Origin of the sequence: Streptomyces luteireticuli (genome assembly GCF_041519305.1) — a bacterium.
Classification (GTDB): domain Bacteria; phylum Actinomycetota; class Actinomycetes; order Streptomycetales; family Streptomycetaceae; genus Streptomyces; species Streptomyces luteireticuli.
Genome location: NZ_CP167927.1, coordinates 6,742,277 through 6,759,414, shown reverse-complemented (window position 1 = coordinate 6,759,414; position 17,138 = coordinate 6,742,277). Strand labels below are relative to the sequence as shown.

At 72.6% G+C, this 17,138-nt stretch carries 16 protein-coding genes; 5 read left to right on the top strand and 11 right to left on the bottom strand.

The genetic code is table 11. From position 1 onward, the window contains the following. Positions 1-2 precede the first annotated feature (2 nt). The 9 genes from hpnD to AB8735_RS30370 form a co-directional block, all read right to left on the bottom strand. Positions 3-962 carry a presqualene diphosphate synthase HpnD gene (hpnD, locus tag AB8735_RS30410; RefSeq protein ID WP_344025656.1) on the bottom strand — a complete coding sequence of 320 codons (960 nt, stop codon included), beginning with the start codon at positions 960-962 and terminating at the stop codon, positions 3-5. After that, a complete protein-coding gene (gene hpnC / locus AB8735_RS30405; RefSeq protein WP_372410732.1) occupies positions 959-1,849 on the bottom strand; it encodes a squalene synthase HpnC in 891 nt (296 codons plus the stop codon). Before hpnC ends, hpnD begins: the two co-directional genes overlap by 4 nt. 410 nt (positions 1,850-2,259) lie before the next feature. Next, positions 2,260-3,042 carry an ABC transporter ATP-binding protein gene (locus tag AB8735_RS30400; RefSeq protein ID WP_372410730.1) on the bottom strand — a complete coding sequence of 261 codons (783 nt, stop codon included), beginning with the start codon at positions 3,040-3,042 and terminating at the stop codon, positions 2,260-2,262. After that, positions 3,035-3,979 carry an ABC transporter permease gene (locus tag AB8735_RS30395; RefSeq protein WP_344025649.1) on the bottom strand — a complete coding sequence of 315 codons (945 nt, stop codon included), beginning with the start codon at positions 3,977-3,979 and terminating at the stop codon, positions 3,035-3,037. The genes AB8735_RS30400 and AB8735_RS30395 overlap by 8 nt, the downstream gene beginning before the upstream one ends. A 78-nt stretch (positions 3,980-4,057) precedes the next feature. Next, complete coding sequence (locus AB8735_RS30390) at positions 4,058-4,954, bottom strand: glycosyltransferase (protein ID WP_344025647.1); 897 nt, start codon at positions 4,952-4,954, stop codon at positions 4,058-4,060. After that, entirely contained in the window at positions 4,951-5,730 is a 780-nt protein-coding gene (locus AB8735_RS30385; RefSeq protein WP_344025645.1) for a CDP-alcohol phosphatidyltransferase family protein, read from the bottom strand. Before AB8735_RS30385 ends, AB8735_RS30390 begins: the two co-directional genes overlap by 4 nt. Further along, the gene (locus AB8735_RS30380; protein ID WP_344025643.1) at positions 5,708-6,769 is read right to left on the bottom strand and encodes an iron-containing alcohol dehydrogenase family protein; all 1,062 of its coding nucleotides are present in this window, start codon (positions 6,767-6,769) and stop codon (positions 5,708-5,710) included. Before AB8735_RS30380 ends, AB8735_RS30385 begins: the two co-directional genes overlap by 23 nt. Then, positions 6,757-7,494, bottom strand: a complete 738-nt coding sequence (locus AB8735_RS30375; RefSeq protein ID WP_344025641.1) for a phosphocholine cytidylyltransferase family protein — start codon at positions 7,492-7,494, stop codon at positions 6,757-6,759. Before AB8735_RS30375 ends, AB8735_RS30380 begins: the two co-directional genes overlap by 13 nt. Next, entirely contained in the window at positions 7,491-9,314 is a 1,824-nt protein-coding gene (locus tag AB8735_RS30370; protein WP_372411941.1) for a DUF5941 domain-containing protein, read from the bottom strand. The genes AB8735_RS30375 and AB8735_RS30370 overlap by 4 nt, the downstream gene beginning before the upstream one ends. A 285-nt stretch (positions 9,315-9,599) precedes the next feature. Between AB8735_RS30370 and galE the strand changes: the two genes are divergently transcribed. From galE to idi, 3 genes are all read left to right on the top strand, one after another. Then, a complete protein-coding gene (galE, locus tag AB8735_RS30365) occupies positions 9,600-10,586 on the top strand; it encodes a UDP-glucose 4-epimerase GalE (protein WP_344025637.1) in 987 nt (328 codons plus the stop codon). A 160-nt stretch (positions 10,587-10,746) separates the two neighbouring features. Beyond that, positions 10,747-11,679 carry a cation diffusion facilitator family transporter gene (locus tag AB8735_RS30360; protein ID WP_344025635.1) on the top strand — a complete coding sequence of 311 codons (933 nt, stop codon included), beginning with the start codon at positions 10,747-10,749 and terminating at the stop codon, positions 11,677-11,679. A 107-nt stretch (positions 11,680-11,786) separates the two neighbouring features. Continuing rightward, entirely contained in the window at positions 11,787-12,413 is a 627-nt protein-coding gene (idi, locus tag AB8735_RS30355) for an isopentenyl-diphosphate Delta-isomerase (protein WP_372410727.1), read from the top strand. Here idi and AB8735_RS30350 read toward each other — a convergent pair. Both AB8735_RS30350 and AB8735_RS30345 read right to left on the bottom strand, forming a co-directional pair. Continuing rightward, positions 12,388-12,915, bottom strand: coding sequence for an ATP-binding protein (locus tag AB8735_RS30350; RefSeq protein WP_372410726.1), 528 nt, complete (start codon positions 12,913-12,915; stop codon positions 12,388-12,390). The two genes, idi and AB8735_RS30350, sit on opposite strands and share 26 nt — an antisense overlap. A 186-nt stretch (positions 12,916-13,101) precedes the next feature. Continuing rightward, complete coding sequence (locus AB8735_RS30345) at positions 13,102-13,686, bottom strand: DUF308 domain-containing protein (RefSeq protein WP_344025625.1); 585 nt, start codon at positions 13,684-13,686, stop codon at positions 13,102-13,104. A gap of 101 nt (positions 13,687-13,787) precedes the next feature. On the opposite strand from AB8735_RS30345, the gene AB8735_RS30340 reads away from it, so the two are divergent. Continuing rightward, complete coding sequence (locus AB8735_RS30340) at positions 13,788-14,585, top strand: enoyl-CoA hydratase/isomerase family protein (RefSeq protein WP_344025623.1); 798 nt, start codon at positions 13,788-13,790, stop codon at positions 14,583-14,585. A 60-nt stretch (positions 14,586-14,645) separates the two neighbouring features. Then, positions 14,646-16,988 (top strand): Tex family protein, encoded by a 2,343-nt coding sequence (locus AB8735_RS30335; RefSeq protein ID WP_372410724.1) that lies wholly within the window; start codon positions 14,646-14,648, stop codon positions 16,986-16,988. The last annotated feature ends 150 nt before the right edge of the window (positions 16,989-17,138 follow it).

Below are 17,138 nucleotides of genomic sequence, written 5' to 3'. Positions count from 1 at the left end.
CATCAAGCGCGCCCCCTGGCGGTCTGCCGGTGCACGGTGCGCGCGTCGTAGCCGGACAGACCGCGCACGGCCACCAGCGCCTTCTCCCGGCCGGGCAGGGAGACCCGGCCGCGCAGCACGGCCTGCGGCGTCTCGGCGATGCGCTCCAGCAGCCGCCGGTAGATGCCGGACATGGCGGCGACGCAGGCGCCGCTGCGCCGGTCGAGCATCGGCAGCAGCCGCATGCCCTCGGCGAACAGCGCGCGGGCGCGTCGGACCTCGAAGGCCACCAGGCCGGTGAAGTCGGCGCCGGGCGGCGGCACCGGCGAGCCGAAGCCGGCGGAGCAGCCGAACTTCGCGAGGTCGTCGGAGGGCAGATAGGTACGGCCGTTGGCCGCGTCCTCCCGCACGTCGCGCAGGATGTTGGTGAGCTGGAGCGCCAGGCCCAGGGTGTTGGCGTACTCCGAGGCGCGCTCGGTGTCCCGCGCGCCGGGGACGGTGCCGAACACCCCGAGCGAGAGCCGCCCGATGGAGCCCGCGACACAGCGGCAGTAGTCCGCCAGGTCGTCCCAGGTCTCGTAGGTCTGGCCGCGAACGTCCATCTGGACGCCGTCGATCAGTTCGTCCAGCCCGCCGAGCGGAATGGGGAAGCGCCGCGCGGCGTGCGCCAGCGCGACGGCCACCGGGTCGGTGTCGTCCTCCTCGACCTCGCCGTCCCTTATCCTGCCGAGCACAGCTCGCGTCTCCTCCAGCCGGAGCCGCTTGGCCTCGTCGTCCAGCGGGCCGTCCCCGATGTCGTCGACACGCCGCGAGAACGCGTAGAGCGCCGACATGGCCCGCCGCTTCGCGGTGGGCAGGAGCCTGATGCCATAGCTGAAGTTGCCGGCCTGCCGTCCGGTGACGGCCTCGCAGTAGCTGTACGCGGCGAGTACCGGCGCGGACGCGTGTGGCGTTCCCGTCACGGTCCCGCTCACCCCTCTCATCGCAGTGTCGCCCCCACCTCGCGCAGCAGGCCGAGCCTGGTGGGCTTGGGCGGTCCGGGAAGTACGTCGTGTCCTGCGGCGGCGACCGCACGGAGCGCGGCCCTCCCCCCGCCCACGAACCCCGCGAGCAACAGCTTCAGCCTGCCGTGGACGCTACCCACCAGGGGGGTGCCTTCATTCAGCAGGTCGTGGGCGCGTTCCGCCTCGTACGCGACCAGGGCGCGCACCGAAGCGCCACCGATGGGCCGCGCGAGGTCGGCCTCGCCCACCCGGAAGCGTTCCATGTCCTCGGCGGGGAGGTAGATGCGGTCGCGGCGGAGGTCCTCGGCCACGTCCTGGAGGTGCTCGACGATCTGCAGGGCGGTGCAGACCGCGTCGGAGCGGCGGGTCCGCTCGGGGCTCGCCGTGCCGGTGATGCCGAGGACGAGCCGGCCGACGGGGTTCGCCGACAGCTCGCAGTAGGCCGCGAGGTCCGCGTAGGTGGCGTAGCGGCGCACCTTCTGGTCCTGGCGGTTGGCCTCGACGAGGCCGAGGAAGGGCTCGGGCGTCAGGCCGCACCGGCGGACGGTGGGCCGCAGCCTCAGCAGCAGCGGATGGCGGGGGCCGGTGCCCGTGGTGGCGAACACCCGCCGCAGGTCGGCCTCGAAGGCGTCGAGCATGGCGAGCCGGTCGTGCACCTGTTCGCGGTCGAGGCCCAGCAGCTCGGCGTCGCGCCCCCCGGGGGCGAGGTCGCCGTCGCCGATGTCGTCGACGAGGCGGGCGTATCCGTAGACGGCCATCAGATCGTCCCGCCAGCGGCGCGGCAGGAAGAAGGGGGCGACCGGGAAGTTCTCGTGCGCGGACTTGTCGAGCACGGCGCGCGCGTGGGCGTCCGTCATCGCGGTCATCGCGGACTGCCCGGGCCAAAGACGGCGGACGCGCCTCTGATCTGGAGAGGCCCCGCTGTCCATACAGCCATCGCCGTCACATCTCCCGTTCTACACTGCCGACCCAGAACATCCTATTTCGGACACGCCGCAGCGCGACCTCCCGCCCTGGCTCCCCCGGAAGCCGCCCCGGCGCAGCACCACGGCGCACCGCTCCTCCGGTGCGGGGGCCGCCCGAGCACGGTACAGCGTACGCCGTACAGGAGTCCGGTCTTCGCCGAGGTCCGTGCTTGATCCATACAATGCCACGCCACTCGCGACGGGACCCAGCCAATATGCCGGTCGATGTCACTTCACACATTCGGGCAAGGATCGAGGCCCCGTGCCGCCGGTGACGGCAGGGGCCTCGGCGCCGGGCGGGGCGCCCGCGGTCAGCGGGCGGTCTCCTTCTCGTACGCGCGGACCACTTCGTCCGTCGGCCCGTCCATCAGGAGCTCGCCACGCTCCAGCCAGAGGACCCGGTCGCAAGTGTCGCGGATCGAGCGGTTGTTGTGGCTGACGAGGAAGACGGTGCCGGCCTCCTCGCGCAGCTCGCGGACGCGGGCCTCGGAGCGCTTCTGGAACGAACGGTCGCCGGTGGCCAGCGCCTCGTCGATCATCAGCACGTCGTGGTCCTTGGCCGCGGCGATGGAGAAGCGCAGCCGGGCCGCCATGCCGGAGGAGTAGGTCCGCATCGGCAGGGTGATGAAGTCGCCCTTCTCGTTGATGCCCGAGAAGTCGACGATCCCCTGGTAGCGGCTGCGGATCTCCTCGCGGGACATCCCCATGGCGAGACCGCCGAGGATGACGTTCCGCTCGCCGGTGAGGTCGTTCATCATCGCGGCGTTGACGCCCAGCAGCGAGGGCTGGCCGTCGGTGTAGACCTTGCCCCGCTCGGTGGGCAGCAGCCCGGCGATGGCCTTGAGCAGGGTGGACTTGCCCGAGCCGTTGGAGCCGATGAGGCCGATGGCCTGGCCCCGGTAGGCGGTGAAGCTCACACCCTTGACGGCGTGGACCTCGCGGACCCCGGCGCCGGGCGTGCGCTTGATGATCCGGTTCAGGGCGGCGGTGGCGCTGCCGCGGCCGGTGTTGCCGCCGTAGACGCGGTAGACGATGTGGACGTCGTCCGCGATCACGGTGGGGACGCGCTCGCCGGTCTTTTTCTGCTCAGCCACGGCCGTACTGCTCCTCAGCCTTCCAGAAGTAGATGAACCCGCCGACGCCCAGGAGCACGGCCCAGCCGATGGCCAGCGGCCACACGTGCTGCGGCAGCGGGGCGCCCTGGATGTGGCCCATCAGCGCGTAGCGCATCAGGTCGATGTAGACCGCCGCCGGGTTGGCGCTGACCAGGTCCACCACCCAGGACGCGGCCTTCATCCGCCTCAGGTTGTCGATCAGCGGGTACATCACACCCGACAGGTACATCCAGGTGCGCAGGACGAACGGCAGCAGCTGGGCCAGGTCGGGGGTCTTGCTGCCCATCCGGGCCAGGATCATGGCCAGGCCCATGTTGAAGAGGAACTGGCAGCACAGCACCGGCACCATCACCAGCCACGACAGCCGGGGCATGTGGCCGCAGCCGACGACGATGGCCGCCAGCACCACCATCGAGTACAGCAGCTGCTGCAGCTGCTGGAGGGCGAAGGAGATCGGCAGCGCCGCGCGCGGGAAGTGCAGGGCCCGCACCAGACCGAGGTTGCCCGAGATCGCCCGCACCCCGGCCAGGCAGGAGCTCTGGGTGAAGGTGAAGACGAAGACGCCGGTCACCAGGAAGGGGATGAACGCCTTGGGGGTGCCGTCCCCGACGTGCCGCTTGCTGTCCATCAGCACGCCGAAGATGAGGTAGTACACGGCCGCGTTCAACAGCGGCGTGGCCACCTGCCAGACCTGCCCCAGCTTGGCCTGGCTGTACTGGGCGGTCAGCTTGGCCCGGGAGAAAGCCCAGATGAAGTGCCGCCGCGCCCACAGCTGGCGGGCGTACTCCGGCAGCGACGGGCGGGCGCCGCTGACCGAAAGGCCGTACTTCCCGGCCAGCTCGGCCGCGGACAGGCCGCCGTCCGGTGAGGGCGGAGCACTCACCGCGACCGCACCGTCGTGCGTTGTCTCGCTCACAGTTGACACTTTCGTCCTCTAAGTGCGCTGCCGGGGAGAGGCCCCCGGCAGCGCCCGATGCTCTCAGACACGAGCTTGTCAGATCACCGGCGGGCGACCCAGTCGGGTCAGGCGCCACACGGTACGCCACTTCATGGGCCGGCGCGGACCGCACGGCGTCGACCAGCCCTCCTTGAAGCCGCCGAACCAGGCGCGCAGCGCCGGGCCCGAGGGCCTGCGGGCCAGGGTGAGCAGCATCCACACCCCGAGGTAGACCGGGACCAGGGGCGCGGGGAGGTTGCGGCGGGCCAGCCAGACCCGGTTGCGGGCGACCATGCGGTGGTAGACCGCGTGCCGGCTGGGGGCGGTGGTCGGGTGGTGCAGGACCATGTCCGCCCGGTAGTCGATCATCCAGCCCGCGTCCAGCGCCCGCCAGGCGAGGTCGGTCTCCTCATGGGCGTAGAAGAACTCGTCGGGCAACCCGCCGGCCTCGGCGAAGACCCGGGTGCGGGCCGCGTTGGCACCGCCGAGGAAGGTCGTCACGCGCGAGGAGCGCATCGGGTCCGAGGCGCGCAGCCGCGGGACGTGGCGGCGCTGGGTGACCCCGGTGTCGGGGTCGGCGATGCGGAAGCTGATGATGCCGAGCTTCGGGTCGGCGTCGAACGCCTCGCGGCACAGCTGGGCCGTGTCCTGGTTCGGCAGCAGCCCGTCGTCGTCCAGGAAGAGCAGGACGTCCACGTCGCGGCCGGCCGGGCCGAAGGCCTCGATGCCGACGTTGCGGCCGGCCGGGATGCCCACGTTCTCGGGCAGCTCGACGGTGCGGACGGTCAGCCCGGGGACGGAGACCTCGGGCAGCGGGGAGCCGTTGCCCACGAGGACGACCTCGATCGGGTCGCCGGTCTGCTTGGCGACGGACTCCAGCAGCGCGCGCAGCTCGTCGGGGCGGTTGCCCATGGTGAGGACGACCGCGCCGACCTTCAGGCCCCCGGCGCTCATCGCAGCCTGCTCGAGGCGAGGACGGACACCAGGTGCAGCAGCGTCTGCAGGATCGCGATCCCGGCGAGGACGGCCGTGCCGAGGCGGGTGAAGAACAGGTCACCGCGGGCCGCGTCCACGAACGCGAGCAGCAGGATCAGCAGGGACGCCTCGATGCCGAGGATCAGCCGGTGGAACTTCAGCGCCGCGGCGGCCTTGCGGGCCAGCGCCACGCCGGACGAACGCGGCTCGGCGGCCGACTCCTTGACCGGCGGCAGGCCGGCCTGGTGGCGGGCGACGCCGACGAGGTCGGTCTCGGACTTGATCAGGACGGCGCCGAGCGCGGCGAGCGTGCCGAGGAAGGCCCACAGCCAGTCGATCCGGCCGCCGCCCCAGAGGTCGGCGGCGCGCAGGCCCAGGCCGACCAGGACCGCGGCGTCGCACAGATAGGCGGCGACCCGGTCCAGGTACACCCCGGACATCGAGTACTGCTTCTTCCAGCGGGCGATCTCGCCGTCGACGCAGTCCAGCAGCAGATAGAGCTGGACCGCGAGCACGCCGAGCACGGCGCCCGGGATCCCGGGCACCAGCAGGGCCGGGGCCGCGAGGACACCCGCGACGGTCATCAGATAGGTGAGCTGGTTGGGCGTCACCCTGGTGTTCACCAGGTGCCGGTCCACCCGCAGCGAGATCTCCCGCATGTAGAGGCGGCCGGCCCAGTGCTCACCGCTGCGCCGGTCCTTCACACCCACGGGGTGGACGACCGGGCGCAGTTCAGCGACTGACGGTTTCTGCATAGTCGGCGTATGCGTCCCTGATCTGGTCGGTGGAGAGGTCGAGGTGCTCCAGGATCGTGTACCGCCCGGGCCGGGTCTGCGGAGCGAACTCCACGGCGCGGACGAACTCGTCCTCGGTGAAGCCGATGTCGCCGGGGAGCACGGGCAGTTTGTGCCGGCGCAGCGCCCGGACCATCAGCGCGGACTCCTCGCGGGCACCGCGCAGGTACATCGCGAAGGCGGCGCCGAGGCCGCACTGTTCGCCGTGCGGCGCGGCCCGCTTGGGGTAGAGCAGGTCGAAGGCGTGGTTGATCTCGTGGCAGGCGCCGGAGGCCGGGCGGCTGTCGCCGGCGACGGACATCGCGATGCCGGTGAGGACGAGGCCCTCGGCGAGCACCTGGAGGAACCCGTCGTCGTCGACGCTGCCGGGGTGGCGCAGCACGGCCTCGCCGGCCTGCCGGGCCAGGGCCGCGGCCAGGCCGTCGATGTCCTCGCCGCGCTCGCGGCTGGCCAGCTCCCAGTCCGCGACGGCGGAGATGTTGGAGATGGCGTCGCCGATGCCCGAGCGCACATAGCGGCCGGGGGCCCGGCGGATGACGTCGAGGTCGATGACGACGGCGATGGGGTTGGGCACGCCGTACGAGCCGCGGCCCGCGTCGTTGTCGAGGGTGGCGACGGGCGAGCACAGGCCGTCATGCGAGAGGTTGGTCGCGACGGCGACCAGCGGCAGGCCGATGCGCGCGGCGGCGAACTTCGCACAGTCGATGATCTTGCCGCCGCCGAGGCCCACCACGGCGTCGTAGTGGCCGGACTTCATGGCGTCGGCCAGCTTGATCGCGTCGTCCAGCGTGCCGCCGCCCACCTCGTACCACGAGGCGCCGGGCAGCGCCGGGGCGAGCCGCTTGCGCAGCGCCGCCCCGGAGCCGCCGCTGATGGCGACGGCCAGCTTGCCGGAGCTGGAGATCCGCTGGTCCGCGAGGACCGTGGCGAGATCGTCCAGGGCTCCGGCCCGGATGTCGACGACGACCGGCGAGGGGATGAGCCTCGTCAGTACTGGCACGCGATCTCCCGGCCCTTGGCGAGGTCGTCGTGGTTGTCGATCTCGACCCACTTGACGTCGCCGATGGGGGCCACGTCGATCTTGAAGCCGCGGTTGACGAGCTCCTGGTAGCCGTCCTCGTAGTAGAGGTCGGGGTCCTTCTCGAAGGTGACCTTGAGGGCGTCGGCGAGCTCGTCGGCGGCCTCGCCCTCGATCAGGGTGACGCCGATGTACTCGCCGGTCGCGGTGGCCGGGTCCATCAGCTTGGTGATCCTCTGGACGCCCTTCTCGGGGTCCACGATGACCTTCATCTCCTCGTCGGCGAGGTTCTTCACCGTGTCGAGCGCGAGGATGATCTTCTTGCCGTCGCCGCGCGCGGCGAGCAGCGTCTTCTCGACGGAGACCGGGTGCACGGTGTCGCCGTTGGCGAGGATCACGGTGTGCTTGATCGAGTCACGGCCGCACCACAGGGAGTAGGCGTTGTTCCACTCCTCGGCCTTGTCGTTGTCGATCAGGGTGAGCTTGAGGCCGTACTTCGCCTCGAGCGCCTCCTTGCGCGCGTACACGGCCTCCTTGCGGTAGCCGACGATGATCGCGACCTCGGTGAGACCGACCTCGGCGAAGTTGGCCAGGGTCAGGTCGAGGACGGTCGTCTCGCCGTCGACCGGCACCAGGGCCTTGGGCAGGGTGTCGGTGTAGGGGCGCAGACGCCGTCCGGCGCCGGCAGCCAGCACGAGGCCGATCATGCGGGTTCTCCTGTTTCGTCGTGTACTGCGGGCGCCCCTGCGGACACCCAGAAGCGGACGCTCTCGATGAGCACCGCCAGCGCGATGGCGGCCGCCAGGGCCGTCAGCGCGATCGTGAAGCCTCGACCCTGCCACAGGACGGCGGCGACGGTGACCGCCAGGACCCGTCCCTCATGGCCGCCGATCATCCGGACCAGCCAGTGCGGGGGCGCTCCGGTGCCGCCGCGGATGCGGTACACCGTGTCGTAGTGATGGTAGGCGACCGCGGCCACCAGGCCGAACGCGGCGGGGAGCGCCCCGGGGGCGTCCGAGCGCGCGGCGAGCGCGAGGATCGTCACATACTCGGCGGCGCGGAAGACGGGCGGGACCAGCCAGTCGAGGGGGCCCTTGAGGGGCGCGGCGACGGCCAGACCGGCGAAGACCGCGTAGACGGCGGCGCCGATCAGGGTCAGCGGGCTGCCGAAGGGCTTCCACACCAGCGGGACGAGGAAGAGGACGCCCGCCAGGGCCAGTACGGGCGCGGTCGCCGCGCCCTTGACGCGGGCGAACCGGGAGACGGCCTCCGCGATCGGCCCGGAGTCGGCGAGGTCGTACAGCGCCTGCGCCGCCCGGTCCGTACGCCGCGCCCTGCGCGTCACCGAGCGCAGCACGCGGCCCGCGGTGGTGTAGCAGGCGGCGAGCGCACAGCCGATCAGCAGCACCACGAAGACGATGCGCGGGGTGGTGAGCGCGGTGAGGACCGCTATCAGCGCCCAGCGTTCGCCGATCGGCAGGATGATCATGCGGCGGGCCCACACGGTCCAGCCGACGCTGTCGAGCCGGCCCGAAAGGGCGGCGGTGGGGCTGGTGTTGGCCGTGGCGTCGTGGTTCGCCTCGTTGAAGGAGAAGTCGACGACGTGCCGGCAGGTCTGCAGGACCATCGCGCCCAGCGCCAGTGCCCAGACGTCGTCCCCGCCGCGGGCCGCGCCCAGCGCCAGACCCGCGTAGTAGGCGTACTCCTTGGCCCGGTCGAAGGTGGCGTCGAGCCAGGCGCCGAGCGTGGAGTACTGGAGGGAGTAGCGGGCCAGCTGGCCGTCGGTGCAGTCCAGGACGAACGAGGCGATCAGCAGCAGGCCGGCGGCCACGAAGCCGGGCCGGGTGCCGGTCGCCGCACAGGCGGCGGCGATCAGCGCCGTCAGCAGCGAGGCCGTCGTCACCTGATTGGGGGTGAATCCGCGGCGGGCGCACCAGCGCGCGATGTAGCGGGAGTACGGGCTGATGCAGAAGGTGGTGAAGAACCCGTCGCGGGACTTCACCGCGCTGCGCAGCCGGACGGCCTCGTCGTCGGTGGCGGCGACGGCCTCCTGCGCGCGGGTGCGCGCCGGGCCGTCCGCGGGGACGTCGGCGACCAGGACGCCCAGGTCGGGGCGGTGGACGGCGATGCCCTCGGCCTCCAGGCCGGCGGCCAGGGCGTCCGGCAGGACGGGCACGGACCACGAGGGGGCGGCGGGCTGCGCGCCGACCAAGGCGTCCGCGTACCGGCCGTCGGCCGCGGAGGCGGCGCGCAGCAGCGCGGGCCGGGCCTCGGGCCGGGCAGTGACCGCGCCGTGCACGGCGGCGGCCGGGAAGCGGGGGTCGGTCAGGGCGAGGCGGAGGCTGTGGACGTGCCCCACGAAACGGTGATCGACCAGGGCGACGCGGTCGCCCGTGGGGAGGGCCGCCAGGGTGGCGGCCACCGCGGCGGCGCCGTCCGCCACGCGCACGTCGAAGCCCAGGGACCGCAGATCGGCCTCCAGGGAGGAGCCGACGGGCGGCAAGCCGGTGAGGATGGCGGTCGACAGACGAACTCACTCCTTGGAAGCGGGCCTGGCCGCCTCGGGTGCGCAGGGGTCCGGGCAGCGGTGGTGCCGCGCAGGCCCCGTCGTCGGTGGCGTGCGGCACGTCCGGCAGAGGCTATCGGATCACTCGAAGGCGCCGTTCACCGCACGTGCACCCGGTGGGACCGTCGCCGTAAGGACGTCCGGGGCGCCCGTCCGGTTCCCGGTCGCGGCAGGAACCAGCATGGCGGAGGACGCCCCTCCGGGACAAAACCGGCCCCCCTCCCCGACTGGTCTAGGGTGCCGTGCATGACATGGCTGATCACAGGCGGGGCCGGGTACATCGGGGCGCACGTCGCCCGGGCGATGACCGAGGCCGGGGAACGGGTGGCCGTCCTGGACGACCTGTCCAGCGGGAACGCGGAGCGCCTGGCCCCGGAGGTGACCCTGGTGCGCGGCTCGGTCCTCGACCGGGACGTCCTCGACCGGGCGCTGAAGGAGCTGGACGTCACCGGTGTGGTGCACCTGGCGGCGAAGAAGCAGGTCGGGGAGTCGGTCGAGAAGCCGCTGCTCTACTACCGGGAGAACCTGCACGGGCTGACCGTGCTCCTGGAGGCGGTGGTGGACGCGGGGGTGCGGAGCTTCGTCTTCTCCTCCTCCGCGGCCGTCTACGGCATGCCGGACGTCGACCTCGTCACCGAGGAGACGCCGTGCCACCCGATCAACCCCTACGGCGAGACCAAGCTGGCGGGCGAGTGGCTCGTGCGGGCGGCGGGGGCCGCGCACGGGATCTCCACGGCCTGTCTGCGCTACTTCAACGTGGCGGGCGCGGCCCGGCCGGAGCTGGCCGACACCGGTGTGTTCAACATCATCCCGATGATGTTCGACCGGATCACCCGCGGGGAGCGCCCGCTGGTCTTCGGTGACGACTACGCCACCCCCGACGGCACCTGCGTCCGCGACTACATCCACATCGAGGACCTGGCCACCGCCCACCTCGCCGCGGCCCGCGCGCTGGACGAGCAGCCGGGCTCCGGCGACCTCACGCTGAACGTCGGCACCGGGCGGGGGGTGTCGGTGCGCGAGATGGCCGACCTGATCGGCGAGGTCACCGGCCGCACCGACCTCGTGCCCGAGACCCGTCCGCGCCGCGCGGGCGATCCGGCGCGCGTGGTGGCGGCGAACGACCTGATCGGGCGGCGGCTCGGCTGGAGCCCCCGGCACGACGTGCGCTCCATGGTCGTCTCGGCCTGGGAGGGCTGGTGCCTGCACCACCCCGGGGCCCGCGGCGCCTGACCGCCATGCCCTACGTCCCCGCAGGTCAGAGGGGATGACAACGGTGTTCGGTGTCGCGTTGCCCGCCACCCGCCACCCGTAGTTCACTGAGGTCCCGGACGGCGCTCCCGCCGGCCGGGCACCTCTGCAGGAACCACGGGCGGCACACGGGAGGCGGCGCATGGGGGCTGGGCACGACCACGGCCACTCGCACGGGCGGACCGGCACCGCGGCCGCGGCCCACCGCGGCCGGCTGCGCATCGCGCTGGGGATCACTCTCCTGGTGCTGGTGGCGGAGATCGCCGGCAGCGTCCTGACCGGTTCGCTGGCGCTGCTGGCGGACGCCGGGCACATGGCGACCGACGCGGTGGGCGTCTCGATGGCGCTGGTGGCGATCCACTTCGCCAACCGGCCGCCCGGCGGGCGGCGCACCTTCGGCTACGCCCGGGCCGAGATCCTCGCGGCGCTGCTCAACTGTCTGCTGCTGCTCGGCGTCGGCGGCTACATCCTCGTCGAGGCCGTCCAGCGGCTGGCGGAGCCGGAGGCGGTGCCGGGCGGCACGACGGTCGTCTTCGGCCTCGTGGGCCTGTTCGCCAATCTGGTGTCGCTGTCCCTGCTGATGCGCGGGCAGAAGGAGAGCCTCAATGTGCGCGGGGCGTTCCTGGAGGTCCTCTCGGACGCCCTCGGCTCGCTGGCCGTGGTGGTCGCCGCCCTGGTGATCATGGCGACCGGCTGGACCCGGGCCGACCCGGTGGCCTCGCTGGTGATCGGCCTGATGATCGTGCCGAGGACGCTGAAGCTGCTGCGCGAGGCGCTGGACGTGCTGCTGGAGGCGGCGCCGCGCAATGTCGACCTGGACGAGGTCCGGGCGCACATCACGGCGCTGCCGGGGGTGCGGGACCTGCACGACCTCCATGTGTGGACGATCACATCCGGAATGCCGGTGCTCTCGGCGCACGTCGTGGTGGACCGGGCGGCGCTGGACGCCGCGGGGCACGAGCAGATGCTGCACGACCTGCGGGGCTGCCTGGGAACCCACTTCGCGGTGGAGCACTGCACCTTCCAGCTGGAGCCCGGCGGGTACGCGGAGCACGAGGCCGGGCTCTGCCACTGAGCGGGCGGCGGGCCCCGGCGGAGACGTCCGCCGTTGTGCCCGCCATGTCGTACGGCAGAAGGGGCGTACGGCAGACTGAAGGCCGAAGACGACACCGAGGATGGTCAATGCCGATCACATCAGCCGAGGGCCGCTCCGCCGACTCCACCGCGCTCCCCGCGTCCGCCGACGCCGCCTCCGCCGACTCCGCTGAACCGATCATGCTGGAGCTGGTCGACGAGGACGGCAGAACCATCGGCACCGCCGAGAAACTCGCCGCACATGTCTCCCCGGGCCGGTTGCACCGTGCGTTCTCGGTCTTCCTCTTCGACGACGCGGGGCGGCTGCTGCTCCAGCGCCGTGCCCTGGGCAAGTACCACTCCCCCGGCGTGTGGTCGAACACCTGCTGCGGGCACCCGTACCCCGGAGAGCCGCCCTTCGTGGCCGCCGCCCGCCGCACCGCCGAGGAGCTCGGTGCGGCACCCGCGCTCCTGCGCGAGGCCGGGACCGTGCGCTACAACCACCCCGATCCGCTGTCCGGGCTGGTGGAGCAGGAGTACAACCACCTCTTCGTGGGCACCGTGCGGGAGGGGCTGGACCCGGATCCCGAGGAGATCGAGGACACCGCCTTCGTGACCCCGGCCGAGCTGGAGAAGCTGATGGGCGAGGTGACGTTCTCCGCCTGGTTCATGACGGTGCTGGACGCGGTGCGTCCGGCGGTGCGGGAGCTCATCGGGACCGGGGCGGGCTGGTAGGCGCCGCTCCGCCCGGGGCGGCCGACCCGTACGGCAGGGCGGCCCAGACGACCTTGCCGCCGCCGGGCGTGTGCTCGACGTCGCAGCGGCCGCCGGCCTCGTCCACCACCGCCTGCACCAGCAACAGCCCCCGGCCGCCGGTGCGTTCCTCGTCGGCCTCCAGGGGGCGGGGCCGGAACGGGTGGCCGTCCTCGACGGCCACCCGCACCCATCCCTGACCGAGGGAGATCTCCACGACGATCTCCGGGGAGAGCACCGCGGCGTGCTGCACCGCGTTGGTGACCAGCTCGGAGACGATCAGCAGCAGACCGTCCAGGCGGTCGGGGCGGAGCGGCACGTTCTGACGGCGCATCAGGTCGTGCACCCCGTGCCGGGCGCGGGGCACCGTGGAGGGGAGCGCGGGGGCGGTGAACCGCCAGATCCCGTCGTACCCGGCACACTCGACGGGCTTGCGGGGCGCGGCCCGGCCCGGCTCGGGCGGGACGCCCCCGACGATCTCCATGTCCGATACCAACCCCTCGCCGTGGCTCCACCGCACACGCCGAGTGTTGGGAACACCACAGTCCGCGCCGGACCGCTGATCAGAAGTCGCCGCCTATCGACGCTATTTGATCGCACGCGTATGCCGCGGTCACTCCCACGACTGTTCCTGGCTGCCCTGATCGCCACTTGCCGAACGACCCGGAACTCAAGCCTCCGGTGAGCGCTTCCCGTCGTCCGACACCATGCGGACGACATGCCGCCCGCCGAGGCCCGTCGCGATCAGGCCCAGCCCGTCGAAGAGCAGTTCCAGGGAGAAGAACGTACCGATGACGAACAGGCTGCTGTGCGGCCAGTTCGCCAGCACCAGGATGCCCAGCAGCAGCCCCAGGAGGCCCTGGAGCAGCATCCAGCCGAACTGCGGCCCGCGTACCACCAGGCTGCCCGCCAGCCGGAACAGCCCACCGGTCAGGAAGAGCAGCGCGGCGAACATCGTCAGCGTCTCGGCCGCCGCCACCGGGTGGCGCAGCACCACCACACCCGCCGCGATGTTGAGCGCCGCCACGATCACGGCGAGCCAGAAGTAGCCGCTCTCCCTGGACTGCACGGCGTGCAACAGGCCGACGATCCCGCCGATCAGCAGCAGCCAGCCGAACAGGACCATCGTGGTGAGCGTCGCGAAGCCTGCGTAGACCAGGCCGACCAGACCGGCGAGGACCAGGATCCCGCCGAGCAGGGCCAGGACGCCGAAGCCGCGGCTCAGCCGTTTCGGCGCGCTCTTGGTGCCTTTCATCAGGGCCTCCTCACAGCGCCCCCGCCTCGATCATAGGATCGGCCGCCGCGGACGGCATCCGGCGCCGGGCCGGCCTTCGTCGCCGGGCTAGCATCCGTCGCATGGAGCCCGCACTGCACCTGGACGTCGACGGCACCACGGCGACGATCCGGATCACCAACCCCGCCAAGCGCAACGCCATGACCCCCGGGATGTGGCGCTCCCTCCCCGCGCTCCTGGACCGGTGCGCCGCCGATCCCGCCGTGCGGGTGGTGGTGCTGACCGGCGAGGGCGACACCTTCTGCGCGGGCGCGGACATCTCCTCCCTCGCGGGCGGCTCCCGGGACGACGACCCCCGGGGCCTGGCCGTGGCCGCCGAGGAGGCGCTCGCGGCGTTCCCCAAGCCGACGCTGGCCGCGGTCCGGGGGCACTGCGTCGGCGGCGGGTGCCAACTCGCCACGGCGTGCGACCTGCGGTTCGCGGCGGACGGCGCGGTCTTCGGCGTCACGCCCGCCCGGCTGGGCATCGTCTACGCCGCCTCCTCCACCCGGCGGCTGACGGAGCTGGTGGGCCCGGCGACGGCCAAGTACCTGCTCTTCTCCGCCGAACTCATCGGCACGGAGCGGGCGTTGCGCACCGGGCTGGTGGACGAGGTGTGGGCGCCGGACGCGCTGGACGGGCGGGTGGCGGAGTTCGCCTCGACGCTGGCGTCGCGGTCGTTGCTGACGCAGGTGGCGGCGAAGGAGTTCGCGTCGGGGGCGGCTCCGGGCGCGGCTCCGGAGGAACGGACCGCGTACTGGGCCGGGCAGGGGGACGCGGAGATGGCGGAGGGGCGGGCGGCGTTCCTGGAGCGGAGAGCGCCGCGGTTCGCCTGGCGGGTGCCGGCCGCTCCCGGGGCGGTGCGGTCCGCGTTGTCGTAGGCACCTGCCACAATGCAGTCCGCGGCTCGGAGAGCTCGAAGAGAGAAGCGGAGCAGGATCGTGACGGCTAACGGTGCGTCGGTCGAAAGCAGGATCGCCGGGGAACTCGGCGTTCAGGAGCGGCAGGTGAAGGCGGCCGTCGAGCTGCTCGACGGCGGCGCGACCGTGCCGTTCGTCGCCCGTTACCGCAAGGAGGCGACGGGCGCTCTCGACGACGCGCAGCTGCGCACCCTGGAGGAGCGGCTGCGCTATCTGCGCGAGCTGGAGGACCGCCGGACGGCGGTCCTGGAGTCCGTGCGGTCGCAGGGCAAGCTGGACGCGGCGCTGGAGGCGCAGATCCGCGCGGCCGACTCCAAGGCCCGCCTGGAGGACATCTATCTGCCCTTCAAGCCCAAGCGGCGCACCAAGGCGCAGATCGCCCGCGAGGCCGGGCTGGAGCCGCTGGCCGAGGGCCTGCTCGCCGATCCGGGTACCGAGCCGGCGGCCGCGGCCGCCGCGTTCGTCTCGGCCGACAAGGGCGTCGCGGACGCCGCCGCGGCGCTGGAGGGCGCCCGGGCGATCCTCACCGAGCGCTTCGCGGAGGACGCGGACCTCATCGGCGAGCTGCGCGAGCGGATGTGGACCCGCGGACGGCTCGCGGCGAAGGTGCGCGAGGGCAAGGAGGAGGCGGGCGCCAAGTTCGCCGACTACTTCGACTTCGCCGAGCCCTTCACCGAGCTGCCCTCGCATCGGGTGCTGGCCATGCTGCGCGGCGAGAAGGAGGACGTCCTCGACCTGGTGCTGGAGCCGGAGGAGCCCGGAGAGGCGCCCGCCGGACCGAGCGCGTACGAGCAGGCCGTCGCGCGCCGCTTCGGCATCGCCGACCGGGGGCGGCCGGGCGACAAGTGGCTGGGCGACACGGTCCGCTGGGCCTGGCGCACCCGCATCCTCGTCCACCTCGGCATCGACCTGCGGCTGCGGCTGCGCCAGGCCGCCGAGGACGAGGCGGTCCGCGTCTTCGCCGCCAACCTGCGGGACCTGCTGCTCGCCGCGCCCGCCGGCACCCGCGCGACGATGGGCCTCGACCCCGGCTTCCGCACGGGCGTGAAGGTCGCCGTCGTCGACGCCACCGGCAAGGTCGCCGCGACCGAGACGATCTACCCGCACGTCCCGCAGAACAAGTGGGACGCCTCGCTGGCCACCCTCGCCCGGCTCGCCCGCGAGCACGGCGTCGAGCTCGTCGCCATCGGCAACGGCACCGCCTCCCGCGAGACGGACCGGCTGGCCGCGGACCTGATCTCCCGTCACCCCGAGCTCGGCCTCACCAAGATCGTGGTCTCCGAGGCCGGCGCCTCCGTCTACTCCGCCTCCGCCTTCGCCTCCCAGGAGCTGCCCGGGCTCGACGTGTCGCTGCGCGGCGCCGTCTCCATCGCCCGGCGGCTCCAGGACCCGCTGGCCGAGCTCGTCAAGATCGACCCCAAGTCGATCGGCGTCGGGCAGTACCAGCACGACCTGGCCGAGGTGAAGCTCTCGCGCTCGCTCGACGCGGTCGTCGAGGACTGCGTCAACGGCGTCGGCGTCGACGTCAACACGGCCTCGGCCCCGCTGCTGTCCCGGGTCTCCGGCATCAGCGGCACCCTCGCGGAGAACATCGTCGCCCACCGCGACGCGAACGGGCCCTTCCGCTCGCGGAGGTCGCTCAAGGACGTCTCCCGGCTCGGCCCCAAGGCGTACGAGCAGTGCGCCGGCTTCCTGCGCATCCGCGGCGGGGACGACCCGCTGGACGGGTCGAGCGTCCACCCCGAGGCGTACCCGGTGGTACGGGCGATGGCGAAGCGGACCGGGGGCGACGTCGCCGCCCTCATCGGCGACACGGGGGTGCTGCGCTCGCTGCGCCCCGAGGAGTTCGTCAGCGACTCCTTCGGCCTGCCGACCGTCACCGACATCCTGCGCGAGCTGGAGAAGCCGGGCCGGGACCCGCGTCCGGCGTTCCGGACGGCCACCTTCAAGGAGGGCGTCGAGAAGATCGGCGACCTGGAGCAGGGGATGGTGCTGGAGGGCGTCGTGACGAACGTGGCGGCGTTCGGGGCGTTCGTGGACGTCGGGGTGCACCAGGACGGACTGGTGCATGTGTCGGCGATGTCGCGGACGTTCGTGAAGGACCCGCGGGACGTGGTGAAGCCGGGGGACATCGTGCGGGTGAAGGTGCTGGAGGTGGATGTCGCGCGGAAGCGGATCTCTTTGACGCTGCGGTTGGAGGACGAGGCACGGGCGCCTCGGGCTCCGCGGGAGGCGCGCGAGCCGCGCCGGGGTGGCGGGGCTCCGCGCCCGCGGCGGGAGGCGCCTTCGCCTGCGGCGGGCGGGGCGATGGCGGATGCGCTGCGGCGGGCGGGGCTGGTGCGGCCGGAGCGTGGCGGCCGCTGAGGGGTTCTGCCCCTGGCCCGCCCTTTCACCGTTTCTTCCGGGCTCCGCCCGGACCCGTGTCCTCAAACGCCGGACGGGCTGAATTTCAGCCCGTCCGGCGTTTGAGGACACCCGCGCGGAGCGCAAGGAAACGGTGAAAGGGCGGGGCTG

Bases quoted from the DNA above. Each gene is read 5' to 3' on its own strand.
- AB8735_RS30375 (WP_344025641.1), bottom strand. From the start codon at position 7,494: ATGATCGGCCTCGTGCTGGCTGCCGGCGCCGGACGGCGTCTGCGCCCC.
- hpnC (WP_372410732.1), bottom strand. From the start codon at position 1,849: ATGACCGCGATGACGGACGCCCACGCGCGCGCCGTGCTCGACAAGTCC.
- AB8735_RS30390 (WP_344025647.1), bottom strand. From the start codon at position 4,954: ATGAGCGCCGGGGGCCTGAAGGTCGGCGCGGTCGTCCTCACCATGGGC.
- hpnD (WP_344025656.1), bottom strand. From the start codon at position 962: ATGAGAGGGGTGAGCGGGACCGTGACGGGAACGCCACACGCGTCCGCG.
- AB8735_RS30360 (WP_344025635.1), top strand. From the start codon at position 10,747: ATGGGGGCTGGGCACGACCACGGCCACTCGCACGGGCGGACCGGCACC.
- AB8735_RS30345 (WP_344025625.1), bottom strand. From the start codon at position 13,686: ATGAAAGGCACCAAGAGCGCGCCGAAACGGCTGAGCCGCGGCTTCGGC.
- AB8735_RS30350 (WP_372410726.1), bottom strand. From the start codon at position 12,915: ATGGAGATCGTCGGGGGCGTCCCGCCCGAGCCGGGCCGGGCCGCGCCC.
- galE (WP_344025637.1), top strand. From the start codon at position 9,600: ATGACATGGCTGATCACAGGCGGGGCCGGGTACATCGGGGCGCACGTC.
- AB8735_RS30385 (WP_344025645.1), bottom strand. From the start codon at position 5,730: ATGCAGAAACCGTCAGTCGCTGAACTGCGCCCGGTCGTCCACCCCGTG.
- idi (WP_372410727.1), top strand. From the start codon at position 11,787: ATGCCGATCACATCAGCCGAGGGCCGCTCCGCCGACTCCACCGCGCTC.
- AB8735_RS30340 (WP_344025623.1), top strand. From the start codon at position 13,788: ATGGAGCCCGCACTGCACCTGGACGTCGACGGCACCACGGCGACGATC.